Raw genomic sequence first — 25,451 nt, forward strand, 5'->3', positions numbered from 1 at the left:
CGACCTACGCGAACGCCCGCTCGAGCAGGTCCTTCTGCTCGGACTGGTGACGCTTGACGGTGCCCACCGACGGCGAGGACGACGCCGAACGGGTGACCGGCTCGACGGTCGCGTCGACGCCGGGCCACACGTTGAGCGCGTAGTGCGGCCAGGGGCCCATGTTCTCCGGCTCGTCCTGCACCCAGCGCACGCTCTTCAGGTGCGGGTAGCGGGCGATCTCGGCCTCGATGTCGGCGATCGGCTGCGGATAGAGCTGCTCGATCCGGGCGATGGCGAAGCGCTCGGGGTTCTCCCGCTTCGCGCGCTCGACCATCAGGTCCCAGGTCACGCGGCCCGAGCACAGCAGCAGCGTGTCGACCTTGTCCTGGTCGGCGTCCGCGTCGCTGATGAAGGGCCGGAACGAGCCCGCCGTGAAGTCCTCGGGCTTCGAGGCGGCCTCCTTGCGCTTCAGCATCGACTTCGGCGTGAAGACGATCAGCGGCCGTGCTCCTCGCCCAGCGAGTGCTGGCGAAGCAGGTGGAAGTACGACGCCGGCGTGGACGGCTGGGCGACCACGAACGCGTCGTCGGCGCACATCGTCATGAAGCGCTCGATGCGGGCCGAGGAGTGGTCGGGGCCCTGACCCTCGTAGCCGTGGGGGAGCAGCAGCACGACGCCGGACTGCTGGCGCCACTTGGTCTCGCCGGAGGTGATGAACTCGTCGATGACCGTCTGCGCGCCGTTGACGAAGTCGCCGAACTGGGCCTCCCACAGCACCAGCGTCTCGGGACGGGCCACGGAGTAGCCGTACTCGAAGCCGAGCGCGGCGTACTCGGAGAGCAGCGAGTCGTAGACGTAGAACTTCGCCTGGTCCTCGGTGAGCGAGGCCAGCGGGGTCCACTCGTCTGCGTTCACCCGGTCGATGATCGTGGCGAACCGCGAGACGAAGGTGCCCCGGCGCGAGTCCTGACCGGCCAGGCGCACCGGCCGGCCGTCCATGAGCAGCGAGCCGAAGGCGAGGATCTCGCCGGTGCCCCAGTCGATCGGGCCGTCGGTGATCGCCGCGGCGCGGCGCTGGAGCTGCGGCATCACCTTGGGGTGGACCGTGAAGCCGTTGGGCGGCGTGACGTAGGCGTCGGAGATCCGCTTGAGGACGTCGATGGACACCGAGGTCTCGGTCTCGCCGACCGGCTTGTCGGGGTAGTCCGGGACCGTGGTCCACTCCGACGGCTGGCTGCTGGCCTCGCGGACCTCGGTGAAGACCCGCTCGAGCTGCTGCTGGTAGTCGCGCAGGACCTGCTCGGCCTCCTCGATCGTGATGTCGCCACGACCGATGAGGGACTCGGTGTAGAGCTTGCGGACCGAGCTACACAACAACCGCTTCTGCTCGATGAGGTCGTACATCAGCGGCTGGGTGTACGACGGGTCGTCGCCCTCGTTGTGGCCGCGGCGGCGGTAGCAGACGAGGTCGATGACGACGTCCTTCTTGAACGCCTGGCGGTACTCGAAGGCCAGCTGCGCGACGCGGATGCACGCCTCCGGGTCGTCGCCGTTGACGTGGAAGATCGGTGCCTGGACCATCCGGGCGACGTCCGTGCAGTAGAGCGAGGAGCGCGACGATCCGGGGGAGGTGGTGAAGCCGACCTGGTTGTTGACGACCACGTGGATCGTGCCGCCGGTGCGGTAGCCACGGAGCTGGGAGAGGTTCAGCGTCTCCGCCACCACCCCCTGGCCGGCGAACGCCGCGTCGCCGTGCACGAGCAGCGGCAGCACGGGGTACTCGTTGCCGCGGTTCAGCACGTCCTGCTTGGCGCGGGCGATGCCCTCGAGGACCGGGTCGACGGCCTCGAGGTGCGAGGGGTTCGCGGCCACCGAGACCTTGATCTTGGCCTTGGACCCGGCCTCGAACTCACCCTCGGCGCCGAGGTGGTACTTCACGTCCCCGGAGCCCTGGACCGTGCGCGGGTCGATGTTGCCTTCGAACTCGCGGAAGATCTGGGAGTACTTCTTGCCCACGATGTTGGCGAGCACGTTGAGCCGGCCGCGGTGGGCCATGCCGATGGCGACCTCGTCGAGCCCGGCGTCGGCGGCCGCCTCGCAGATCTCGTCGATGACCGGGATCGTGGTCTCGCCGCCCTCGAGGGAGAAGCGCTTCTGGCCGACGAACTTGGTCTGCAGGAAGGTCTCGAAGGCCTCGGCCTGGTTGAGCTTGAGCAGGATCCGCAGCTGCTCCTCGCGCGGGGGCTTGGTGTGCGGCTGCTCCACGCGCTCCTGGATCCACTGGCGCTGCTCGGGGTCCATGATGTGCATGTACTCGATGCCGGTGGTGCGGCAGTAGGAGTCACGCAGGATCCCGAGGATGTTGCGCAGCTTCATGAACGGGCGGCCCGAGCCTCCGAACGAGCCCGTGGCGAACTCGCGGTCGAGGTCCCACAGGGTGAGGCCGTGCGACTCCACCTCGAGGTCGGGGTGGCTGCGCTGGCGGTACTCGAGCGGGTCGGTGTCGGCCATCATGTGACCGCGCACGCGGTAGGCGTGGATCAGCTCGAGGATCCGCGCCTGCTTGCTGATGTCGTCGTCGTGCGTGGTCGCGATGTCGTTGGCCCAGCGGATGGGCTCGTAGGGGATGCGCAGCGACCGGAAGATCTCGTCGTAGAAGTCGTCCGCGCCGAGCAGGAGCTGGTGCACCCGCTTGAGGAACTCACCCGACTGCGCGCCCTGGATCACGCGGTGGTCGTAGGTGGAGGTCAGTGTCATGACCTTGCTGATGCCGTTGCGGGCGATCGCCTCGGCCGACGCGCCCTGCCACTCCGCGGGGTACTCCATGGCGCCGACGCCGATGATGGCGCCCTGCCCCTTCATCAGGCGGGGGACCGAGTGGCTGGTGCCGATGCCGCCGGGGTTGGTCAGCGAGATCGAGGTGCCCTGGAAGTCCGCGACGCCGAGCTTGTTGTCGCGCGCCTTGCGCACGATCTCCTCGTAGGCGGTCCAGAACCCGGCGAAGTCCATCGTCTCCGCGGCCTTGATGCTCGGCACCAGGAGCTGCCGGCTGCCGTCGGGCTTGGGGACGTCGATCGCGAGCCCGAGGTTGATGTGCGCCGGGGTGATCAGGTTCGGCTTGCCGTCGACGACATCGAAGCCGACGTTCATGTCCGGCATCGACTTCACGGCCTTGACCAGCGCGTAGCCGATCAGGTGGGTGAAGGACACCTTGCCGCCGCGGGCGCGGGCGAGGTGGTTGTTGATGACGGTGCGGTTGTCCCACAGCAGCTTGACCGGCACCGAGCGGACCGACGTGGCGGTCGGCACGGCCAGCGAGGCGTCCATGTTCTGGGCGGTGCGCGCGGGCGCGCCGCGCAGGACGGTGTACGTCGGCTCGTCGCTGGCAGCCGCGGGGGCTGCCGGCTTGTTGTCCTTGGGGACCGGGCTGGTCGTGCCCTTGGCCGGCTCGTCGGCCTGGGCGGCCTGGCGGGGCTTGGCGACGGGGGCGGGCTTCTGCTCCGCCTTCGGCTGGGCCGGCTGCTGGGCCGCCTGCTGGGCCTTGGGGGCGGCCTCGGCAGGCCGGGCCGAGGTCTTCGCCGGCGCGGGGCGCTCCTCGGTCTTCGTGCTGCCCTGCCCGGGGGACTGCTGCGCGGCGGTGTGGCCGTTGGCCGCAGCGCTCGCGCTGCCGTTGGCCTGGAAGTACTTCACCCACGTGGGGTCAACGCTGCCGGGATCCTTCTGGTACTTGTCGTACATCTCCTCCACGAGCCACTCGTTGGCGCCGAAGTCGGCGGAGGGCTGTTCGGGAGACTGGTTGCCTGAGGACTGCGGCACGGGTTGCTTCGCCTCTTCCGGATACGCGCGCGGTGTATGGGGTTTCAGTCGTCAAGGCTAGACCCACACGCCAGCAAATGCTCAGACAAGGGTGGCCTTTCGAGCCGGGTGTTACGCGAGCCACACGGCATGAGAGATTGGCCCACCATGAGCACACCCAGACGACGGGTCGCAGCACTGGTCGCGCCGCTCCTCGTGCTCGCCTCGGCGAGCACGTCGTGCAGCGGGGGCGACGCCAGCAGCCAGCCGTCCGCGACTCCCTCGAGCTCTGCCTCCAGCACCCGCTCGGCCCCGCCCGAGGTCACCACCCAGGTCAGCCTCGAGCGCGTCCCCGGCAAGCTCCCCGCCGACGTGCGCCGGCGCGTGCAGCGCCAAGTAGGTGACGTCGTGGACCGCTGGTTCGACGCGGCGTACGTCGGTGGGCGCTATCCGCGCACCGACTTCCACGACGCGTTCCCCGGCTTCACCGTCAGCGCGCGCGCCCAGGCACACCACGACAAGGCGCTGATGACCAACCAGCCGCTCGGCAAGCGCATCGACGGGGTGCGGGCGACGCAGCGGCTCGTGTGGATCGACGTACTGCCGGCGGGAGGCCGGGCGGCCGGCGCCACCGCACGCTTCCGGCTGGAGTTCACCACCACGGGCAGGAAGCACACCTCCGTCGCGGTGCGTGGTCGCCTGTTCCTGACTCCGGGCCCGGACGGCTGGAAGGTCTTCGGGTACGACGTCGCCAAGGGCACGCCCGACGAGCTGCAGCCTCCCCGACCGAAGTCCCAGTCGAAGTCCCAGCCGAAGGCGCACGCCAAGACGCAGGAGAAGAAGAAGCAGCACGGCAAGAACGACGCGAAGGGAGGCGGTCGATGAGCACCGCCCGCATCCGCACCTCCCGGGCCCTGCGCCTGCTCACCCGGCGCCTGGTCCCGCTGGGTCTCGTGCTCGCCGTGGCCGCCGTGGTGGTCCCGGACTCGGCCGTGAAGTCGACCGAGGTCGCGCTGGTCAGGGTCCAGAGCGCCAGCGGCGTCGACCTCAGCCCCGACGTGGTGTGGATCCTGGCCGTCGGGTCCGACGCGCGGCCGGGCGAGGACATGACCCACAGCCGGGGCGACGCGCTGCAGCTGATCGGCATGAACACCAAGACCGGGGCGGCGTCGGCGATCGGCGTGCCCCGCGACTCGTGGGTGGACATCCCGGGCCACGGCTACAACAAGATCAACGCCTCGCTGTACTTCGGCGGCCCGAAGCTGCTCGGACAGACGGTCGGCAACCTCGTGGGGATCCAGCCCGACTACGTCTTCGTCACCCGGTTCCCCTACTTCATCGCCATGGTCCGCCAGATCGGTGGCATCGACGTGCAGAACCCGCGAGCCTTCGACGACACCTACCTCAAGCCGCAGGGCTTCAAGGCGGGGCGGATTCACCTCAACGGCTACGACGCGATGGCGTTCTCCCGGATCCGCCACAACCTGCCCCGCGGCGACTTCGACCGGTCCGCCAACCAGCAGCGCGTGCTGCGTGGCATCCAGGCCCGGGTGCGCGCGCAGGCCTCGTCGCCGGGGTTCATGGAGCGCGGCGTGGTCTCGGTGATGCAGCACCTCTACACCGACCTGCCCCCGGCCGAGCTGTTCCGGCTGGCGCAGGCGATGGCCCAGGTGGAGCCCTCGAAGATCACCAACTGCGTCGTGCAGGGCGGGATCGGTGACATCGGCGGCGCCAGCGTGGTGCTGCCCTACGTGTCCCAGGCGCGGATGCTCGGCAACGAGGCGCGCAAGGACGCGACGCTCGAGCACTGCTGACCCGTTGAGTCGGGCCGGATTCGGTGGTGAGTAGGGCCGGATTCCGGCCCGGTGACGAGAAGGGCCCCATTCGCATCGGTAATGGGGCCCAGCTCGACGAGGTGGCGCCTCCGGCAGGATTCGAACCTGCGGCACCTGGTACCGGAAACCAGTGCTCTATCCCCTGAGCTACGGAGGCCTGCACGTCGACAGGGTTGCGTGTCGGCGCGAATGGGGAGACTACCTGTCGAAACCGGCGCGGAGGAAACCGGGGCCCGCCGATAGGCTGACGTGGTGACCCCCGACCAGATCTCCGCCGCCATCGTCGACGTGCTGCAGGCCCTCGTGGACGACGGCTCCGTGGCGCTGCCCGACGGCGTCCCGGCCTCCGTGACCGTGGAACGACCGCGTCAGAAGGGCCACGGCGACTACGCCACCAACGTCGCCCTCCAGCTCGGCAAGAGGGCGGGGCTGAACCCTCGTGAGCTCGCCGCCCTCGTCCAGCGGCGGCTCGAGGCGGTCGAGGGTGTGAGCGCGGTCGAGATCGCCGGCCCCGGGTTCCTCAACATCACCATCGACGCGGGCGCGCAGGGTCAGGTCGCTGCGGACGTCGTCGCCGCCGGTGCGTCGTACGGCGGTTCCGACGTGCTGGCCGGCAACCGGATCAACGTCGAGTTCATCTCGGCCAACCCGACCGGTCCGCTGCACCTGGGGCACACCCGGTGGGCCGTCCTGGGCGACGCCATCGGCCGGGTCCTGCAGGCCGCCGGCGCCGAGGTGACGCGGGAGTTCTACATCAACGACCGCGGCAACCAGATGGACCTCTTCGGCGCCTCCATCGAGGCGGCCGCCCTCGGCAGGCCGATCCCCGAGGACGGCTACCAGGGCGAGTACATCGCCGACCTCGCCGCCCGGATCGTGGCCGACCGCCCGGAGATCGTCGACCTGCCCGCCGACGAGCGGCTGGTCGCGTTCCGCGAGGCGGGCTACGCCGTCCAGCTCAAGGACCAGCAGGACCAGCTCGACGGGTTCAACACCCACTTCGACGTGTGGTTCTCCGAGCGGAGCCTGCACGAGGACACCTCGCACGGCTCCGTGACCGACACCCTCAAGGGCCTTCAGGACAAGGGCCACCTCTTCGAGGCCGACGGTGCCCTGTGGATGCGCACCACGGACTTCGGCGACGACCGGGACCGGGTGCTGATCCGGTCCAACGGCGTGCTCACCTACTTCGCCTCGGACACCGCCTACTACCTCAACAAGCGGGCGCGCGGCTTCGACCGCTGCATCTACCTGCTCGGCGCCGACCACCACGGCTACGTCGGGCGGCTGCGGGCGATGGCGGCCTGCGCCGGGGACGACCCGGACTCCCACATCGAGGTGCTCATCGGGCAGCTGGTCAAGATCCTGCGCGACGGTGAAGAGCTCCGGCTGTCCAAGCGGGCGGGCACCATGGTCACGCTCGACGAGCTCGTCGACGAGATCGGCGTGGACGCGCTGCGCTACTCCCTGGCGCGCTACCCGGCCGACAGCCCCCTCACCCTCGACGTCGCCGAGATCACCAAGGCCTCCAACGACAACCCCGTCTACTACGTGCAGTACGGCCACGCCCGCACCTGCCGGATGATGGAGAACGCCGCCGACCTCGGCATGTCCCTGCCCGTGGAGGCGGGGACCTTCGACCCGGCGCTTCTCTCCCACGAGCTGGAAGGGCAGCTGCTGCGCGCGCTGGCGGAGTTCCCCCGGGTGGTCGCCAGCGCGGCCGAGCTGCGCGAGCCGCACCGGATCGCCCGCTACCTCGAGGCGATGACCTCGGTCTTCAACAAGTGGTACGACACCCGGGAGTGCAGGATGCTGCCATCGGGTGACGAGCCGGTGCGGCCGGTCAACGAGGCCCGCCTGATGCTGGTCGCGGCGACGCGCACGGTCCTGGCCAACGGACTCGGCCTGCTCGGGGTCTCCGCCCCCGAGCGGATGTAGGGAGGCGGACCCACCCCATGCCCCACGCCCACGAGGCAGGCTGGGCGCACGCCGACGGAGCCCTGCGCGGCCCGTCCTGGCTGCGCCAGCCGGCAGACCCCAACCAGCTCGTCCAGCACCTGTGGTCCACGACCGCCCGCAAGGTGGACGGGGCGCTCGAGGTCGGGGGGGTGCGGCTGACCGACCTGGTGGCCGAGCACGGGTCCCCGGCGTACGTCCTCGACGAGGCGGACTTCCGGGCCCGGGCCCGGGCGTTCCGCGACGCGTTCTCGGCGTACGACGTCTTCTACGCCGGCAAGGCGTTCCTGTGCACGACCACGGCGCGCTGGGTCGGCGAGGAGGGGCTCAACCTCGACGTCTGCTCGGGCGGTGAGCTGACCGTGGCCGAGCGGGCCGGCTTCGACATGGCCCGCGCGGGCTTCCACGGCAACAACAAGACGGTCGCCGAGCTGCGCCGGGCGGTGGCGCTCGGGGTCGGCCGGATCATCGTCGACTCGTTCGTCGAGATCGAGCGGCTGGCCGCCGTGGTCGCGGAGCTCGGGGCCACCGCGCGGGTGATGGTCCGGGTCACGGCGGGGGTCGAGGCGCACACCCACGAGTACATCGCCACCGCGCACGAGGACCAGAAGTTCGGCTTCTCGATCACCGCGGGCGACGCCTTCGAGGCGGTACGCCGGGTCGAGGCGGCTCCGGGTCTCGAGCTCCTCGGCCTGCACTCCCACATCGGCTCGCAGATCTTCGACTCCTCGGGCTTCGAGGTCGCCGCACGGCGGGTGCTGGCCCTGCAGGCGCGGATCTCCGAGGAGCTCGGGACGACGCTTCCCGAGATGGACCTCGGTGGCGGCTTCGGCATCGCCTACACCACCCAGGACGACCCGTCGGACCCCTCGCAGCTGGCGACCGAGATGTCGAAGATCGTCGAGCACGAGTGCCGCGGGCTCGGGATCCCGCAGCCTCGGCTCTCGATCGAGCCCGGCCGCGCCATCGTGGGTCCGTCGATGTGCACCGTCTACGAGGTGGGCACGGTCAAGGAGGTCGAGCTCGACGGCGGCGCCCGGCGCACCTACGTGAGCGTCGACGGAGGGATGAGCGACAACGTCCGGACCGCCCTCTACGACGCCGACTACTCCTGCACCCTGGCGTCCCGGGCCTCCGAGGCGCCGCCCACGCTGTCCCGCGTGGTGGGGATGCACTGCGAGGCCGGCGATATCGTGGTCAAGGACGAGTTCCTGCCCTCCGACCTGGTGCCCGGCGACCTGGTGGCGGTCCCGGGCACGGGTGCCTACTGTCGCTCGATGGCCTCCAACTACAATCACGCGCTGCGCCCGCCGGTGATCGCGGTTCGGGACGGTGCCACACGCGTGGTCCTGCGACGGGAGACTGTGGACGACCTGTTGGCGACGGATGTGGGAGCGGCCGGTGGACAGCCCAGTGGATAGCCCAGCAAAGAGTGACCGGACCCTGAGGGTCGCGGTGCTCGGCTGCGGGTCGGTGGGCTCGCAGGTGGTGCGCCTGCTCGACGAGCAGGCCGGCGACCTCGCGGCCCGGGTCGGAGCGCCGGTCGAGCTCGTCGGGTGGCGGTGCGTCGCCTCGACGCGGTCCGCGACGTCGAGGTGCCCGAGGGGCTGCTGACGACGGACGCGGCGGGGCTCGTGGCCCGGGACGACGTGGACCTCGTCGTCGAGGTGATCGGCGGTATCGAACCCGCGCGCTCGCTGATCCTCGCCGCGCTGGAGAACGGCGCGTCGGTGATCACCGCCAACAAGGCGCTGCTCGCGGAGGACGGGCCGACCCTGTTCGAGGCGGCCGAGAAGGCCGGGCGCGACCTCTACTACGAGGCCGCGGTCGCCGGTGCCATCCCGATCCTGCGGCCGCTGCGCGAGTCGCTCGCGGGCGACCGCGTCACCCGGGTGCTCGGCATCGTCAACGGCACGACCAACTTCATCCTGGACAAGATGGACACCTCGGGCGCCGGCTTCGCCGAGGCGCTGGAGGAGGCCCAGGAGCTCGGCTACGCCGAGGCCGACCCGACCGCGGACGTCGAGGGGTTCGACGCCGCCGCCAAGGCCGCGATCCTGGCCTCCCTCGCCTTCCACTCGCGGGTCACCGCGGCCGACGTCTACCGCGAGGGCATCTCCGAGGTGACCGCGGCCGACGTCCAGTCGGCCCGCGACATGGGCGGCGTCGTGAAGCTGCTGGCGATCTGCGAGCTGATGCCCCAGGCCGGCGGCGACGACGCCGTAGCCGTGCGGGTGCACCCGGCGATGATCCCGCGGACCCACCCGCTGGCGTCCGTCCGCGAGGCCTACAACGCGGTCTTCGTCGAGTCCGAGGCTGCCGGTCAGCTGATGTTCTACGGTCCCGGCGCGGGCGGCTCGCCGACCGCCTCGGCGGTCCTCGGCGACCTGGTCACGGTGGCCCGCAACCGCCTTGCCGGCACCCGTGGGGCCGGGGAGTCGGCGTACGCCGACCGTGCCGTGCTGCCGATGGGGGAGACCCGGACGCGCTACCACGTGGCGATCGACGTCGATGACCGAGCCGGAGTGCTGGCCGCCGTCGCGACGGCGTTCGCCGAGAACGGCGTGTCGATCCAGACCGTGCGCCAGGAGGGCCGCGGCCTCGACGCCCAGCTCGTCGTCGTCTCGCACGAGGCCACCGACGCGCAGCTGAGCGCCACGGTGCAGCACCTGCGTGAGATGGACATCGTCAGGGAGGTCACCTCGGTGATGCGGGTCGAGGGAGAGCACGAATGAACCTCGGCGAGCTCACCCGCACCCACCAGTGGCGCGGCGTGATCGAGGAGTACCGCAGCCTCCTCGAGATCCCCGAGGGCACCGTCGCGGTCACGCTGCGAGAGGGCGGCACACCCCTGGTCCACTCCGAGTGGCTGTCGGGCCTGACCCGGGCGGAGGTGTGGCTCAAGGTCGAGGGGGACAACCCGACCGGCTCGTTCAAGGATCGCGGTATGACCGCCGCGATCTCCGTCGCGAAGCACGACGGCGCCGAGGCCCCCGTGGGTCTGTGCCTCCACCGGCAACACCTCGGCCTCGATGGCGGCCTATGCCGCCAAGGCCGGCCTCAAGCCGCTGGTGCTGGTCCCCGAGGGCAAGATCGCCGCCGGCAAGATGGCCCAGGCGATCATGCACGGCGCGCAGGTGATCATGGTCCGCGGCAACTTCGACGACTGCCTCGGCATCGCCAAGGGCCTCGCGTGGGACTACCCGGTGTCGCTGGTCAACTCGGTGAACCCGGTGCGTCTGGAGGGGCAGAAGACCGCCGCCTTCGAGATCGTCGACTTCCTCGGTGACGCGCCCGACTTCCACCTGCTCCCGGTCGGCAACGCCGGCAACATCTCGGCGTACTGGCTGGGCTACACGCAGTACGCCGACCTCGGGCTGGCGACGAGGCGACCCGTGATGCGCGGCTTCCAGGCCGAGGGAGCGGCGCCCCTGGTGACGGGCGAGCCCTTCCCCGACCCCGAGACCAAGGCGACCGCCATCCGGATCGGCAACCCCGCCTCGTGGAAGCTGGCCGAGGCGGCCCGCGACGAGTCCGGCGGCCGGTTCGCGGCGGTCTCCGACGACCAGATCCTCGCCGCCCAGCGCGACCTGGCCACCCACGACGGGGTGTTCGTGGAGCCGGCGTCCGCGGCCGGGATCGCCGGCCTGCTCCAGGAGCTCGCGGCGGGGGAGTCCTACGCCGGCACCACGGTCGTGGTGACCGTGACCGGCCACGGGCTGAAGGACACCGCGACCGCGCTCGAGGGCTTCTCGGCCTCGGGACGCAACATCGTCGACACGGTCGTCGATGCCGACGTCGCCGCCGCGGCCCGCGCGGCCGGTCTCGCCTGAGCCGCCCCCACGAGATCGAGAGCCTCCATGGTCACCTTCGTCGACGGTCCCGTCCGCGTCTCCGTGCCCGCCACGTCGGCCAACCTGGGACCCGGTTTCGACTCGCTGGGACTCGCCCTGTCCCTGCGTGACGAGCTCGAGGCCGAGGTCCTCGACGACGGCCTGGTGGTCGAGGTGGAGGGTGCCGGAGCCGACGCGGTGGCCCGCGACGAGTCCCACCTCGTCGTCCGGTCGATGCGCGCCGCGTTCGACGTGATGGGGGTCCAGCCGCCGGGGCTGCGGCTCTCGTGCCGCAACGTCATCCCGCACGCCCGCGGGCTCGGCTCCTCCTCGGCGGCGATCGTCGCCGGCGTGGCGCTGGCCCGCGGCCTCGTGGCCGGCGGCTCGCTGCTGGTGGCGGACGACGCGCTCTTCGACCTGGCCGCCCGGCTCGAGGGTCACCCCGACAACGTCGCCCCGGCGTTCTACGGCGGGTTCGCGATCTCGGGCCGCGACGACGCCGGCTTCTACGCGGTCGGGTCGGCGGTCGACCCCCGGGTGGGCGCCGTCGTGCTCGTGCCGCCCACGCCGGTCTCCACGGAGGTCGCCCGGGGCCTGCTCCCCGACGTCGTCCCGCACGCGGACGCCGCCGCCAACGGTGGTCGTACGGCGCTGCTGGTCGCCGCGCTCGCCGGCCAGCCCGAGCAGCTCCACCGCGCGACCCGTGACTACCTCCACCAGGAGTACCGGCGAGCGGCGATGCCTGAGTCGCTGGCCCTCGTCGACTCACTGCGAGCCGACGGGATGGCCGCGGTGGTCTCGGGGGCTGGCCCCACCGTGCTGGTCTTCGTCGACGGCCCGGGCAGCGCCTCCCGCGAGCCGGCGGCGGTGCTGGCGCGCTGTCCCGACGGCTGGTCGGCGCACCACCTGGCGGTCGACCGGGACGGGATCCGGATCGGCTGAGATCCGGATCGGTGGAAAACGTGCCCCGTGCCACATCCGGCTTCCCGAGTGGTACTGTGAAGACGCGTCGGACATCTCGACGTAGCACCACCAGGTGACGATGAGTCCCTGGGTGCGACTTCTTCCTCATTCCAGTGCGGGCCTCGTCTCGCACACCCGCCCGTCGCCCTCCTCCGGTGAGCCACGGCGGGAGAGGAAGCAATGACCAGCAGCCGCCGACCCGCGGGCCGGGCGGCACTGATACGTGGGAAGGACCTCACGTGACGGAAACCATCGAATCCACTCCCGCTGTCCCCGAGGCAACGTCCGGGACTCCCAAGAAGCGCGGTGGTGGGCTCAACTCCATGCTGATCGCGGACCTGAAGTCGATGGCCGCGGGCATGGGCATCCCGGGCGCGGCCACCATGAAGAAGGCCCAGCTCGTCGAGGCGATCAAGTCCGCCCAGAGCGGCCCGAGCCAGAGCGGTGCGCGCCAGGGCGGTGCGAGCAAGCGCAACGCCCCTGACGACCGGGCCCCCGCCGACCGGGCCCCCGCCGCCGAGACGCCCGTCAAGGAGGCGCCCGCGAACGAGGCGCCCGCCGAGCAGCAGGCGGCCCGCAAGGGCCGCGGCGAGCGGCGCGACGACCGGGGCAGCGACCAGGGCGCCGGCGAGCAGGACCGCGAGCAGCGGAACCGCGGCGACCAGGACCGCGAGCAGCGGAACCGCGGCGACCAGGACCGCGAGCAGCAGGACCGCGAGCGGCAGGGCCGCGACCAGAAGCGCGCCGAGCAGCAGGACCGGGGTGGGCAGCAGAACCGGGGCGAGCAGGAGAACCGGGGCGAGCAGCAGAACCGGGGTGAGCAGCAGAACCGGGGTGAGCAGAACCGAGGCGAGCAGCAGAACCGCGGTGAGCAGAACCGAGGCGAGCAGCAGAACCGCGACCAGCAGAACCGCGACGACCAGGCGGGCGGCGAGGGCAGCCGGCGCAACCGGCGGCGCCGGGGTCGCGACCGCGACCGCAACGACCGCGACCGCAACGAGCCCCGGGCCCGCGACGACCGCGGCGGCCGCACCGGCGGCCAGCGCAACGAGCCCGACACCACCATCCTCGAGGACGACGTCCTGGTCCCGGCCGCGGGCATCCTCGACGTCCTCGACAACTACGCGTTCGTCCGGACCAGCGGCTACCTGCCCGGCACCGACGACGTCTACGTCTCGCTGTCGATGGTGCGCAAGTACGGCCTGCGTCGCGGCGACGCGATCATCGGTGAGGTGCGCCAGCCCCGCGAGGGCGAGCGCAAGGAGAAGTTCAACCCGATGGTGCGCATCGAGAGCGTCAACGGGGCCGACCCCGAGGCCGCCAAGAGCCGCATCGAGTTCTCCAAGCTGACCCCGCTCTACCCCTCGGAGCGCCTGCGCCTCGAGACCGAGCAGGGCAACCTGATCGGCCGGGTCATCGACATCGCCGCCCCGATCGGCAAGGGCCAGCGCGGCCTGATCGTGTCCCCGGCCAAGGCCGGCAAGACCATGATCATGCAGTCGATCGCCAACTCGATCACGACCAACAACCCCGAGTGCCACCTCATGGTCGTCCTGGTGGACGAGCGTCCCGAGGAGGTCACCGACTTCGAGCGCTCGGTCAAGGGCGAGGTCATCTCCTCGACCTTCGACCGTCCGGCCAGCGACCACACGATGGTCGCCGAGCTCGCGATCGAGCGGGCCAAGCGGCTCGTCGAGCTCGGCCACGACGTGGTCGTGCTGCTCGACGGCATCACCCGACTCGGGCGCGCCTACAACCTGGCCGCCCCGGCCAGCGGCCGGATCCTCTCCGGTGGCGTGGACTCCGCGGCGCTCTACCCGCCGAAGCGCTTCTTCGGCGCTGCTCGCAACATCGAGAACGGCGGCTCGCTCACCATCCTCGCGACCGCGCTGATCGAGAGCGGCTCCAAGATGGACGAGGTGATCTTCGAGGAGTTCAAGGGCACCGGCAACATGGAGATCCGGCTGCGCCGCGACTTCGCCGACAAGCGCCTGTTCCCCGCCATCGACGCGGTCCAGTCGGGCACGCGCCGCGAGGAGCTCCTGATGAGCAAGGAGGAGCTCGCGGTCGTCTGGAAGCTGCGTCGCGTGCTCTCCGGTCTCGACGGCCAGCAGGCCCTCGAGCTGCTGCTCGAGCGGCTCAAGAAGTCGCACAGCAACATCGAGTTCCTCATGCAGGTGCAGAAGACCACGCCGGCGCCGGGTCAGGACTGACCGCAGCCCACGCCTCGTCGGTGGCACAGGCCGGGTCGCTTCCCAAAGGAAGCGGCCCGGCCTGTGCTCGATCACGTCCCCCCGACGCTAGGCTTCACGCACACTCGGACCTGAAGGGGGAAGCCGTGGCTCGGATCCTGGTTGCCGACGATGACGTCGACATCCGCGAGCTCGTCGAGTTCAAGCTCTCGACGCTCGGGCATGACGTGGTCGCGGTTGCCGACGGTGCCGCGGCGATCGACGCCTGCCTGGCGTCGCGGCCGGACCTCGCGGTGCTCGACGTGATGATGCCCGGCGTCTCCGGGCTGGACGCGATCCGGGCGATCCGCTCGGACCCGAGCCTGGCCGACCTCCCGGTGATCCTGCTGACGGCCCGCGCCCAGGAGTCCGACGTCGAGACGGGTTTCGACTCGGGGGCCGACGACTACATCACCAAGCCCTTCAGCCCCCGCGAGCTGGCGTCGCGGGTCCAGGCGCTGCTGACCCGCGCCAGATGACCCTGGTCCGATGACTCTGGCGCATCTCGGGTACGTCGCCGCCCTCGTCCTCCTCACCGCCTGCCTCGTCGTGGTGGGCTGCCTCGTCGTGGTCAGGTACGTCGCCGACACCCGCGAGCGCCGTCGGGTCCTGGTGCGGGTGCCGGTCTGGCGCGACGTCATGATGCTCAGCACCGGCGAGCCCGACGAGGTCGGCGACGCCTACGACCGTCTGCTCTCCGCCCGGCCCTCCGAGCGGGCCGCCGTCGAGGACGACGCCTTCGGACTGGTCCCCAAGCTCCGTGGCACCGCCCGGGAGCGGCTCCGCCAGGTGCTGCGCACCTGGGGTGCGGTGGAGGAGGCGACCCGGCTCACGCGGAGCCGGTCGTCGGTACGGCGCTGCCGCGGCCTCTACCGGCTGGGGGTGCTCGCCGAGCGGGCCGGCCGCGACCACGTCATCGCGGGTCTGGACGACCGCGACTTCTCCGTGCGGCGGACCGCGATGCTCGCCCTCGGCGCGTTCCCCGAGCCGGTCGTCGTGGACGCGCTCCTGCGCCAGGCCTCCCGCGAGCCCCGGCTGCGCGCCGACTTCCTCTCCTCGGTGGACCGGATCGGGGCGCCGGCGGTCCCGGTGCTGCGCCGCGGCCTCACCCAGTCGCTGGCCGTGACTCCCGGCGGCGACCGCCGCGGCTTCCTGGCCGCCGAGGCGCTCGGGCTGGTGGGCGCGGTCACCGCGGTGTCCTCGCTCGAAGCGGCCCTGGAGCAGTCGTCGATCGAGCTGAAGCTCGCGTGCATCCACGCCCTCGGCCAGCTCGGCGCCTCCTCGTCCGTCGTGGCGCTGGCGGGCCCGCTGGGGCACGCCGATCCCGAGGTCCGGCGTGCGGCCGCCGACTCGCTCGGCCTGATCGGCGGCTCGTGGGCCGTGCCGGCCCTCGCGACGGTGCTCCACGACGACAACGTCGAGGTGGCGCGTGCCGCCGCCAACGCCCTCCACCGCTGCGGCCCCAGCGGTCGGGACGTCCTGTCGTCGAGCACCGCGCCCGTCGCCCGCGAGGTGACCGCGCTCGCCGCACTGGGGAGCATGCCGTGAGCGCGTTCGTGGCGGCCCTCGGCCACGTCATGACCGTCGTCGGCCTCGGCTACGCCGTCTACTCGGTCCTGATCAACACCAGCTTCCTCCTGCTCTCCGGGCTGGCGCTCTCCGACCTGCTGGCCTACCGCAGGCGGCTCGACTTCGCCGGCTACGACGAGTGGTTCCGCGAGCCGCACCCGCGTGGGGTCTCGGTGCTCATGCCGGCGTACAACGAGTCCGCGACGATCGTGCAGTCGGTGCAGGCGATGACCTCGCTGCGCTACCCCGACTTCGAGGTGGTGGTGATCGACGACGGGTCCAAGGACGACACGGTCGCCAAGGTGATCGCCGAGTTCGACATGGTCGAGGTCCCGCTCGTCCCCGGTGGCCACATCCCCACCAAGGGCGAGGTGCTCAGCACCTGGGTGAGCCGACGCGGGGCGCGCAACCTGGCCCTCGTCGTCAAGCGCAACGGAGGCAAGGCCGACGCGCTGAACGCCGGGATCAACCACTCCCGCAAGGAGCTGGTGTGCATGGTCGACGCCGACTCGCTGCTCGACCCGCGCGCGCTCCTCGACGTCTCCCGGCCCTTCGCCGACGACCCGGGGCGCGTGGTGGCCGCCGGGGGAGTGGTCCGGGTCGCCAACGGCTCGCGCGTCGAGCGGGGCCGCGTGACAGACCTGCGGATGCCGCGCGGCTGGCTGGCCCGGATCCAGGTCACCGAGTACCTCCGGGCCTTCCTCATCGGTCGCGCCGGCTGGTCCCGCGCGGGTGGGCTGCTGATCATCTCCGGTGCCTTCGGCATCTTCCGCAAGGACGTTCTCCTGGAGGTCGACGGGCTGGCCACCGACTGCATCGGCGAGGACGCCGAGCTCGTGGTGCGCATCCACCGGCTGCTGGGCGACCAGCGCCGCGACGCGGAGGTCGTGTTCGTCCCGGAACCGGTGGCCTGGACCGAGGTCCCCGAGGACCGGGCGGTCCTGCGCAAGCAGCGACGTCGCTGGCACCGCGGCCTGACCGAGATCTTCGCGCGGCACGGCCGGATGATGTTCCGCCCGCGGTACGGCGTCATCGGGATGGTCACGATGCCGTGGTTCTTCCTCTTCGAGCTGCTCGCGCCGATCGTCGAGGTCACCGGGCTCGCCTACTTCCTGGTGCTCATGGCCTCGCTGGGCGTCGAGCAGTTCCTGCCCGGCTGGGACATCGTCAACGTGCCGGTGGTCGTGCTGCTGCTCGCGGCCTCGATCCTCTACGCCATCCTCGTCTCGCTGGTGGCGCTGCTGGCCGAGGAGATCTCCTTCCGGCGCTACCGCGGCCTCCCGGACCTGTTCCGCGCAATGGGGGCCGCCGTCGAGGAGAACTTCGGCTACCGGCAGCTCAACGCCTGGTGGCGGCTCGGCGGCATCATCGAGGTGCTCAGGCGCTCCCGCCACGACTGGGGAGACATGCAGCGCAAGGGCTTCGGCCCCCTAGTCGGGGCCGTCCGGGGCGGAATGCCACGGATTACCACTGTGTTGTCAGTGGTGGCATCATTGCCAGCTGGTTCCGGTTCACGCGTCCCGCACCAGGCGGGGGCGACCCGGCGACCGTTGAGAGAGGACATCGCATGAAGAAGGACATCCACCCGGAGTACGTCGAGACCCAGGTCACCTGCACCTGTGGCGCGAAGTTCACCACCCGCAGCACCGCGACCTCCGGCGTCATCCACGCCGACGTCTGCTCGCAGTGCCACCCGTTCTACACCGGCAAGCAGAAGATCCTCGACACCGGCGGCCGCGTCGCCCGCTTCGAGGCCCGCTACGCCAAGGCTGCCTCCCAGAAGAAGGACGCCGCGAAGTAGCTGTCCCCGAGCGCCGGTCCCTGCAGTCGTGCGGGGACCGGCGCTCGTCATTTGTCCGCACGACCACGCGTCCGTGGTCGGTCAGATCGCCGAACACCGAGGGGTGCCATGTTCGAGGCCGTCGAGGGCATGCTCACCGAGCACGCGGAGCTCGAGGGGCAGCTGGCTGCCCCGGAGACGCACGCGGACGCGCGCCTGGCCAAGCGCCTCAACCAGCGCTACGCCCAGCTGTCCTCGGTGATCGGTGCCTGGCGCCAGTGGCAGCAGGCCGGCGACGACCTCGAGGCGGCCCGTGAGCTCGCCGCGGAGGACCCGGCCTTCGCCGAGGAGGCCGAGAGCCTCGTGGGCCAGCTGGCCGCGGCCGAGGAACGCCTGCGGCGGCTGCTCGTCCCGCGCGACCCGGCGGACGACAAGGACGCGATCCTCGAGGTGAAGTCGGGGGAGGGCGGAGAGGAGTCCGCGCTCTTCGCAGGAGACCTGCTGCGCATGTACACCCTCTACGCCGAGACCCGCGGCTGGAAGGTCGAGATCCTCGACGCCACCGAGTCCGACCTGGGTGGCTACAAGAGCGTGACGGTCGCGGTGAAGGCCAAGGGCGCCTCCGAGCCCGGGGAGGCGCCGTACGCCAGGCTGAAGTTCGAGGGTGGCGTGCATCGCGTGCAGCGGGTGCCGGTGACCGAGTCGCAGGGGCGGGTGCACACCAGCGCGGCCGGCGTGCTGGTGATGCCCGAGGCCGAGCAGGTCGACGTCTCCGTCGACGAGCACGACCTGCGCATCGACGTCTTCCGCAGCAGCGGCCCCGGCGGCCAGAGCGTCAACACGACCGACTCCGCGGTGCGCATCACGCACCTGCCGACCGGCATCGTCGTCAGCTGCCAGAACGAGAAGAGCCAGCTTCAGAACCGCGAGCAGGCGATGCGCATCCTGCGCGCCCGGCTCCTCGCCGCCGCCCAGGAGGCCGCGGACGCCGAGGCCAGCGACGCCCGCCGCAGCCAGGTCCGCACCGTCGACCGGTCGGAGCGGATCCGCACCTACAACTTCCCGGAGAACCGGATCTCCGACCACCGCACCGGCTACAAGTCCTACAACCTCGACCAGGTCCTCGACGGCGACCTCCAGCCGGTGCTCGACTCCTGCACCGACGCAGACCTGGCCGCCCGGCTCGAGGCGCTCGAGCAGTGACCGCGCGCCGGCTGGTGCTGGGCGAGGCCGTCCGCACCCTCGCCGCGGCCGGGGTGGCCAGTCCCGAGCACGACGCGGCCGAGCTGCTCGCGCACGTCCTCGGCACCTCTCGGGGGCAGCTGGTGCTCGTCGACGACGTCCCACCGGACCGGGCAGGGGAGTACGCCGTGCTGGTGGCCCGGCGGGCCGGTCGGGAGCCGTTGCAGCACCTCACCGGCGTGGCCGGCTTCCGTCACGTGGAGCTGCGCGTCGGTCCCGGGGTCTTCGTGCCGCGGCCGGAGACCGAGCTGCTGGCCGGCTGGGCGATCGAGCAGGCCAGCGGGCTGGAGGCCCCCGTGCTGGTCGACCTCTGCACGGGCTCCGGCGCGATCGCGCGGGCCCTGGCCGACGAGGTGCCGGGCGCCTCGGTGCACGCCGTCGAGCTGGACGAGGCGGCGCACGCCTGGGCCGTGACCAACCTCGAGGGCACGGGGGTCGACCTCCGCCAGGGAGACATGGCCACCGCGTTCGAGGACCTGGCCGGCACCGTCGACGTGCTGACGTGCAACCCGCCGTACATCCCGCTCGACGCCTGGGAGTCGGTGGCGCCCGAGGCCCGCGACCACGACCCGCACTCGCGCTGTTCTCCGGCGACGACGGGCTCGACGCCATCCGCGTCCTCGCGCGCCGCGCGGCCCTCCTCCTGCGACCCGGGGGAGTGGTCGGCTTCGAGCACGCCGACGTGCAGGGCGAGTCGGCGCCGGCGGTCCTCACCGCGACCGGGCGCTGGACGGAGGTCCGCGACCACGTCGACCTGCAGGTCGGCCGCGCTTCGTGACGGCCCGGCTGGCACAGTGAGTGAAGCGTGAGACCGCAGCGGTCGTACGGTGAGGACGGACCGCTAGATTGCGGTCGAACTGCGAGCGAAGACGGAGAAGCGGGTCCTGTGACGAGCAAGCGCTATCCCACCGGTACCGAGGAGGAGCGGGAGGCGGCCGTCGCGGCCGCCAGCCTGGCTGTCCAGCGGGGCCACCTGGTCGTCCTTCCCACGGACACCGTCTACGGCATCGGCGCCGACGCCTTCGACCCGGTGGCCGTCCGCGGCCTGCTCGCGGCGAAGGGCCGGGGCCGCGAGATGCCGCCCCCGGTGCTGGTCAGCGCCGCGACCACGATCGACGCCCTCGCCGTCCGCATCCCGACCTGGGCCCGCGCCCTGGTCGAGGAGTTCTGGCCCGGCCCGCTGACGCTCGTCTGCCACCAGCAGGGCTCCCTGCAGTGGGACCTCGCGACACCCGGGGCACGGTGGCGGTGCGGATGCCGGACCACGAGATCGCGCGCGAGATCCTCGAGCGCACCGGCCCGCTGGCCGTCAGCTCGGCGAACAGGACCGGCATGCCCGCGGCCACCGACGCCGACCAGGCCGAGGAGATGCTCGGCGAGGAGGTGTCGGTGGTCGTGGACGCCGGCGAGTCGCCCGGCGGCGAGGCCTCCACCATCGTCGACGTCACGGGTGAGCGCGGCCGCGTGCTGCGCCGCGGTGCCCTCTCGGTCGAGCAGCTGAACGCCGTCCTCGAGCCGCTGGGCGTCCCGCTCGCGGACGAGGGCTGAGGGGGCGCGGCCCGTGCGTGAGTACGTCCTGGTGTTCCTGGTCGCGGCGTCGGTGACCTACCTGCTCACCGTCGTCGCGCGAGAGATCGCGCTGCGGACCGGTGCCGTGGCTCAGGTCCGGGACCGGGACGTCCATGACGAGCCGATTCCCTACCTCGGCGGCCTGGCCATGCTCGGCGGCCTGGTGGCGGCGTACCTGGTGGCCAAGCAGCTTCCGTTCCTGTCGACCAGCGGTCCGTTCGTGTTCCGGGACGCGGGGATCGTGCTGATCGCCGGGGCGCTGATCTGTGCCGTCGGGGTCCTCGACGACCTCTTCGAGCTGGACGCGCTGACCAAGCTCGGGGGACAGGTGCTCGCCGCGGGCTTCCTGATCGTGTTCGGCATCCAGTACGTCTTCTTCCCGACCCCCGACGGCACCCAGTTCGCGCTCGACGCCTCGCAGGGGGCGCTGCTCACCGGCTTCATCGTGGTCGCCACCGTCAACGCCGTGAACTTCGTCGACGGCCTCGACGGCCTGGCCGCAGGCGTCGTGGGCATCGGCGCGATCGCGTTCTTCCTCTTCTGCTACCAGCTGACCCGCTTCAACGACGCCTCCCGGGCCACCACCAGCGCGCTGCTGAGCGTCGCCCTGGCGGGAGCCTGCGCGGGCTTCCTGGTCCACAACTTCCACCCGGCACGGCTGTTCATGGGCGACAGCGGGTCGATGCTCATCGGCCTGGTGCTCTCGGCGAGCGCGGTCACGCTCACCGGACAGTTCTCGGGCAACGAGATCAGCCAGGGTGCCGCGGGCTCCCGGGCGAGCCTGCTGCCCACGCTGCTGCCGGTGCTGCTGCCGCTCGCGATCATGGTCATCCCGCTGCTCGACCTGGTGCTCGCGGTCGTACGACGAACACGGGCGGGCAGGTCGCCGTTCGCTCCCGACAAGCAGCACCTCCACCACCGCCTGCTGGAGATCGGCCACTCGCAGCGGCGAGCGGTGCTGATCATGTGGCTGTGGGCCGGGCTGGTGGCGTTCGGGACCGTCCTGGCCAGCCTCTACACCGGTCGCTGGATGTGGATCTCGCTGGTCGTGATGGCGCTGGTGACGGTCACCCTGACCTTCGTGCTGCCACGGCTGCACAGCCCCGTGGTCAGCACCGTGGACGAAGCCTGAACGTAGCCTGAGGACCCGATTGCGGGGCGATCCGGACTTTGTGCTAGTTTTCACAAGCACCCCCTGACGCCTGACAGAACGGCCGCCGACCATGACGACCGCGCTCCGCTCCACCCTCCCCGGGATCTGCTGGGGAGCCGCCGGGACCAGCCCGGTCCCGAGGTTCGCGGGCCTGTCGCGCTGTGGTAGTTTCACGCCGTCGTCGGACGTCGATGAGCGGGGCCAGATGGGTCCCCGTCGGGCCGGCGCCTACAAGCCTGCCGATGAAAGCGACTTGGGTGGATGGTCGATGAGAACTCCGACAACGGGTTGCGGGGCCGTGACCTCGTGGGCCTCGGAGGCCTTCTCGCCGGAGCCGTCGTCGCCGGCATGGTCATCGGTCTGCTCCTCGACGATGCGGTCGGGACGTCTCCGGCGTTCACCCTCGCCGGCATCGCTGCGGGGATCGTGGTCGGGGGCATCGGCTTCTGGCTCCGGGTCCGTGCCGCACTGCGGGGGTGACAGCCCCCGATGACCGACCGGCAGACCACCACCATCCCTGAGGCGAGCACCCCCATGACGACTCCCCCCACGACGACCACCGAGTCCACCGTCGGGCACGGCTCCGCGCTGCTGCAGGTGCTGCGCGACCAGCGCAAGACCATCGGCGTGGCCGTCGTCCTCGTCGTCGCGTCGTACTGGATCGCGGGCCAGCTCGACCGGTGGACCCTCGCCGGCTGCATCGCCACGGGCGTCGCCCTCGGCCTGGTCAACCACCTCGCCACCGAGCTCTGGCTGCTCAGGACCATCCGGTCCGGGGAAGAGGTGACGCGCGGAAAGCTCGCGTCGGCCACCTTCGTCCGGCTGCTCGTCCTGACCGTCGTCGCGGTCGGGATCGCCGTCGCCTTCTGGCCCGACGGCATCGGCCTGCTGCTCGGCCTCGCCATCTTCCGCCTCATCGCCCTCGTGATGACCACGATCCCGCTGCTCAAGGAGTTGAAGAAGCCGTGAACGGCCTCCTGCTGCCGCTTGCCACCACGAACATCGAGATCGGCAAGCACACCACCGTCACCGTCGGTGGCATGACGTTCAACGTCGACACGATCATCTCGACCTTCGTCGCCGGTGCCATCGTGCTGATCCTCGGCTTCTGGGCGCGCTCTGCGCTGACCAAGAAGAACCCGAGCCACGTGCCCACCAAGATCCAGCTCCTGTGGGAGACGATCGTGGGCGAGGTCAACAAGCAGGTCGAGGACAACCTCGGCCGCGTGCACCCGTTCGTGGTGCCGCTGGCCGTCGCGCTGTTCTTCTTCATCCTGATCGCCAACTGGCTCGAGCTGCTGCCCACGGAGATCAACCACGACCTGCACCTGCTGCCGGCTCCCACCGCGGACACCAACCTGACCTACGCCATGGCCATCATGGCCATGGTCGGCGTGTGGATCTACGGCATCCGGGAGAAGGGCGCGAGGGGCTACTTCCGGCACTTCATCGAGCCCTTCCCGGTGCTGCTCCCGCTGAACATCCTCGAGGAGCTCACCAAGCCGATCACGCTCGCGCTGCGGCTCTTCGGCAACATCTTCGCCGGCGGCATCATGCTCGCCCTCATCGGCCTGATCCCGTTCTACGCGTCGTGGCTGCCGAACCTGGTCTGGAAGCTGTTCGACATGTTCATCGGCGGCATCCAGGCGTTCATCTTCGCGCTGCTGACCGTGCTCTACTTCGGCATGGCGGGCGCCGGCCACGGCGAGCACGAGGAGCACGAGGCCGACTCGCACGACAACACCCCCGAACTCGCGCACTGACCGCAACCGGTCGGGCGCACCAGAGGTAACCAGCTGCGCCGAGGATTCGGCGTAAACCAAGAGAGGCATTTCAATGGCAGTGAGCGACACCGCAGTCCAGACCGCCGGCGCGTTCGTCGGTGGTGGCCTTGCCCTGGCCGGCGGCGCCATCGGCGCCGGCATCGGCGACGGTCTGGCCGGTTCGTCCTACATCCAGGGCGTCGCCCGTCAGCCCGAGGCGCAGGGTCGCCTCCAGACGATCTTCTTCCTGACGGTCGGTCTGGTCGAGGCGATGTTCTTCATCAACCTCGCGTTCATGGCGCTGTTCGTCTTCGTCCTGGCCTGATCAAACCGGGCCCCCGGGCACCAGTCGTAGCGCCGCCCCAGAGCAAAGGAACCAAACGATGGCAACCCAAGCGATCGTCGCGATGGAGAGCAACTTCCTCGTGCCGAACGGCACGTTCTTCGTCGAGCTGTTCGCGTTCGCGATCATGGTGTGGATCCTGGCCAAGTTCGTCATCCCGCCGATCAACAAGGCGATGACGGCCCGCCAGGAGGCGATCCGCCAGCAGTTCGCCGACCTCGACCAGGCGAAGACCGAGGCCCACGAGGCCGAGGAGGAGTTCCGGTCGCAGATCGCGGACGCCCGTCACGAGGCTGCGCGCATCCGCGAGGAGGCGCGCGAGCAGGGGGCGGCGATCATCGCGGAGATGCGCGAGCAGGCTCAGGCCGAGGCCCAGCGCATCGTCGAGCACGCGCACACCCAGATCGAGGCCGACCGCAAGGCCGCGGTCACGTCCCTGCGCAACGAGGTGGGCACCCTGGCCACCACGCTCGCCGGGCGGATCGTCGGAGAGTCGCTGGACGACGAGGCTCGCCAGAGCCGGGTCGTCGACCGGTTCCTGGCCGACCTCGACTCGACCCGCACGAGCGGGGTCAACTGATGGCCGGTTCCTCCACGGCCGTCCAGGGTTCGTCCGGTGAGTCCCTCTCACGACTCACCGGGGCACTGGGCTCCGCACTCGAGGGTGGCGCCGACGGCGCCGCCGTCGGGGAGAGCCTGTTCGCGGCGGCCGACGTGCTCCGCGACCAGCCGGCCCTGCGCCGGGCGGTGACGGACCCCTCGACCCCCGCCGAGGCCAAGTCGGGGCTCGCCGAGAGCGTCTTCGGCAGCCACCTCGACAAGGCCGCGACGGAGCTCGTGGCCCAGGCAGCGGCGCTGCGCTGGGCCCGCAGCGGCGACCTGGCCACCGCGCTCGAGCACCTCGGTGTCGTCGCGCTGGTCAAGTCCGCGGACGCCTCGGGCGAGGGTGACCGGCTCGAGGACGACCTGTTCGGCTTCGGCCGCGTGGTCGCCCAGAACCCCGACCTGCGCGACGCCCTGTCGGACCCGGCCCGCACGGCCGCCGACAAGCGCGCGCTGGTGCGCTCACTGCTCGAGGGCAAGGTCAGCGGCGCCGCACTGCGGCTGGCCGAGCGGTCGGTCAGCGGGGTCCACCTCACCGTGGCCCGCGCGATCGACGAGTACTCCCGGGTCGCCGCGGAGAGCCGCAACCGGCTGGTCGCGCTCGTCAGGGTGGCCACGCCGCTCAGCGACGCGGAGCAGCAGCGGCTCGCGGGTGCCCTGGCGGGGCAGTACGACCGTCCGGTCCACCTCAACGTCGTGGTCGACCCCTCTGTGATCGGCGGCTTGCGCGTCGAGATCGGCGACCAGGTCATCGACGGCACCATTTCCAGTCGCCTCGACGACGCCCGTCGGCGTCTCGCCGGCTGACCCACGCAAACGACCTCAGTAGAGACAAGA

General features: G+C 71.1%; 18 protein-coding genes, 1 tRNA gene and 5 pseudogenes. 22 read left to right on the forward strand and 2 right to left on the reverse strand.

From position 1 onward, the window contains the following. Positions 1–4: 4 nt before the first annotated feature. Positions 5–3,717, reverse strand: a pseudogene (locus tag H0S67_RS08570) (multifunctional oxoglutarate decarboxylase/oxoglutarate dehydrogenase thiamine pyrophosphate-binding subunit/dihydrolipoyllysine-residue succinyltransferase subunit). Between the two features lie 225 nt (positions 3,718–3,942). Between H0S67_RS08570 and H0S67_RS08575 the strand changes: the two are divergent. Then, entirely contained in the window at positions 3,943–4,659 is a 717-nt protein-coding gene (locus H0S67_RS08575; protein WP_180936249.1) for a hypothetical protein, read from the forward strand. After that, a complete protein-coding gene (locus tag H0S67_RS08580; protein WP_180936250.1) occupies positions 4,656–5,588 on the forward strand; it encodes an LCP family protein in 933 nt (310 codons plus the stop codon). Before H0S67_RS08575 ends, H0S67_RS08580 begins: the two co-directional genes overlap by 4 nt. A gap of 102 nt (positions 5,589–5,690) precedes the next feature. Here H0S67_RS08580 and H0S67_RS08585 read toward each other — a convergent pair. Then, positions 5,691–5,766, reverse strand: a tRNA-Arg gene (locus tag H0S67_RS08585). Between the two features lie 95 nt (positions 5,767–5,861). On the opposite strand from H0S67_RS08585, the gene argS reads away from it, so the two are divergent. From argS to H0S67_RS08685, 20 genes and pseudogenes are all read left to right on the forward strand, one after another. Continuing rightward, positions 5,862–7,547, forward strand: coding sequence for an arginine--tRNA ligase (argS, locus tag H0S67_RS08590; protein ID WP_180936251.1), 1,686 nt, complete (start codon positions 5,862–5,864; stop codon positions 7,545–7,547). 17 nt (positions 7,548–7,564) lie between these two features. Beyond that, positions 7,565–8,986, forward strand: a complete 1,422-nt coding sequence (lysA, locus tag H0S67_RS08595) for a diaminopimelate decarboxylase (RefSeq protein WP_180936252.1) — start codon at positions 7,565–7,567, stop codon at positions 8,984–8,986. After that, positions 8,952–10,300, forward strand: a pseudogene (locus H0S67_RS08600) (homoserine dehydrogenase). Before lysA ends, H0S67_RS08600 begins: the two are co-directional and overlap by 35 nt. Next, positions 10,297–11,398 (forward strand): annotated as a pseudogene (gene thrC / locus H0S67_RS08605) (threonine synthase). Before H0S67_RS08600 ends, thrC begins: the two co-directional pseudogenes overlap by 4 nt. A 27-nt stretch (positions 11,399–11,425) precedes the next feature. Beyond that, positions 11,426–12,340, forward strand: coding sequence for a homoserine kinase (thrB, locus tag H0S67_RS08610; RefSeq protein WP_180936253.1), 915 nt, complete (start codon positions 11,426–11,428; stop codon positions 12,338–12,340). A gap of 260 nt (positions 12,341–12,600) precedes the next feature. Then, a complete protein-coding gene (rho, locus tag H0S67_RS08615) occupies positions 12,601–14,574 on the forward strand; it encodes a transcription termination factor Rho (RefSeq protein WP_180936254.1) in 1,974 nt (657 codons plus the stop codon). A 125-nt stretch (positions 14,575–14,699) separates the two neighbouring features. Continuing rightward, entirely contained in the window at positions 14,700–15,071 is a 372-nt protein-coding gene (locus H0S67_RS08620) for a response regulator transcription factor (protein WP_180936255.1), read from the forward strand. A 10-nt stretch (positions 15,072–15,081) separates the two neighbouring features. Beyond that, positions 15,082–16,140 carry a HEAT repeat domain-containing protein gene (locus H0S67_RS08625; protein ID WP_180936256.1) on the forward strand — a complete coding sequence of 353 codons (1,059 nt, stop codon included), beginning with the start codon at positions 15,082–15,084 and terminating at the stop codon, positions 16,138–16,140. Further along, positions 16,137–17,732 (forward strand): glycosyltransferase family 2 protein, encoded by a 1,596-nt coding sequence (locus H0S67_RS08630; protein ID WP_219635581.1) that lies wholly within the window; start codon positions 16,137–16,139, stop codon positions 17,730–17,732. The genes H0S67_RS08625 and H0S67_RS08630 overlap by 4 nt, the downstream gene beginning before the upstream one ends. After that, complete coding sequence (gene rpmE, locus H0S67_RS08635; RefSeq protein WP_180936257.1) at positions 17,729–17,962, forward strand: 50S ribosomal protein L31; 234 nt, start codon at positions 17,729–17,731, stop codon at positions 17,960–17,962. The genes H0S67_RS08630 and rpmE overlap by 4 nt, the downstream gene beginning before the upstream one ends. Before the next feature lie 108 nt (positions 17,963–18,070). Beyond that, positions 18,071–19,144: a peptide chain release factor 1 gene (prfA, locus tag H0S67_RS08640; RefSeq protein ID WP_180936258.1), complete on the forward strand. Its 1,074-nt coding sequence runs from the start codon at positions 18,071–18,073 to the stop codon at positions 19,142–19,144. Continuing rightward, positions 19,141–19,981: pseudogene (gene prmC / locus H0S67_RS08645) on the forward strand (peptide chain release factor N(5)-glutamine methyltransferase). The gene prfA and the pseudogene prmC overlap by 4 nt, the downstream one beginning before the upstream one ends. Positions 19,982–20,069: 88 nt before the next feature. Next, positions 20,070–20,731: pseudogene (locus tag H0S67_RS08650) on the forward strand (L-threonylcarbamoyladenylate synthase). A 13-nt stretch (positions 20,732–20,744) separates the two neighbouring features. Further along, positions 20,745–21,884 (forward strand): MraY family glycosyltransferase, encoded by a 1,140-nt coding sequence (locus H0S67_RS08655; RefSeq protein ID WP_180936259.1) that lies wholly within the window; start codon positions 20,745–20,747, stop codon positions 21,882–21,884. A 282-nt stretch (positions 21,885–22,166) separates the two neighbouring features. Beyond that, positions 22,167–22,385 (forward strand): AtpZ/AtpI family protein, encoded by a 219-nt coding sequence (locus H0S67_RS08660; protein WP_180936260.1) that lies wholly within the window; start codon positions 22,167–22,169, stop codon positions 22,383–22,385. Between the two features lie 54 nt (positions 22,386–22,439). Continuing rightward, positions 22,440–22,874: a hypothetical protein gene (locus H0S67_RS08665; protein ID WP_180936261.1), complete on the forward strand. Its 435-nt coding sequence runs from the start codon at positions 22,440–22,442 to the stop codon at positions 22,872–22,874. After that, positions 22,871–23,668 (forward strand): F0F1 ATP synthase subunit A, encoded by a 798-nt coding sequence (atpB, locus tag H0S67_RS08670; protein ID WP_219635582.1) that lies wholly within the window; start codon positions 22,871–22,873, stop codon positions 23,666–23,668. The genes H0S67_RS08665 and atpB overlap by 4 nt, the downstream gene beginning before the upstream one ends. Before the next feature lie 79 nt (positions 23,669–23,747). Continuing rightward, complete coding sequence (locus H0S67_RS08675; protein WP_379178320.1) at positions 23,748–23,993, forward strand: F0F1 ATP synthase subunit C; 246 nt, start codon at positions 23,748–23,750, stop codon at positions 23,991–23,993. Positions 23,994–24,051: 58 nt separating this feature from the next. Beyond that, the gene (locus H0S67_RS08680; RefSeq protein WP_180936262.1) at positions 24,052–24,591 is read left to right on the forward strand and encodes a F0F1 ATP synthase subunit B; all 540 of its coding nucleotides are present in this window, start codon (positions 24,052–24,054) and stop codon (positions 24,589–24,591) included. Then, positions 24,591–25,421 carry a F0F1 ATP synthase subunit delta gene (locus H0S67_RS08685; protein WP_180936263.1) on the forward strand — a complete coding sequence of 277 codons (831 nt, stop codon included), beginning with the start codon at positions 24,591–24,593 and terminating at the stop codon, positions 25,419–25,421. The genes H0S67_RS08680 and H0S67_RS08685 overlap by 1 nt, the downstream gene beginning before the upstream one ends. Positions 25,422–25,451: the final 30 nt, after the last annotated feature.

It is taken from the genome of Nocardioides ungokensis, from assembly GCF_013466985.1.
Classification (GTDB): Bacteria; Actinomycetota; Actinomycetes; order Propionibacteriales; family Nocardioidaceae; genus Nocardioides; species Nocardioides ungokensis.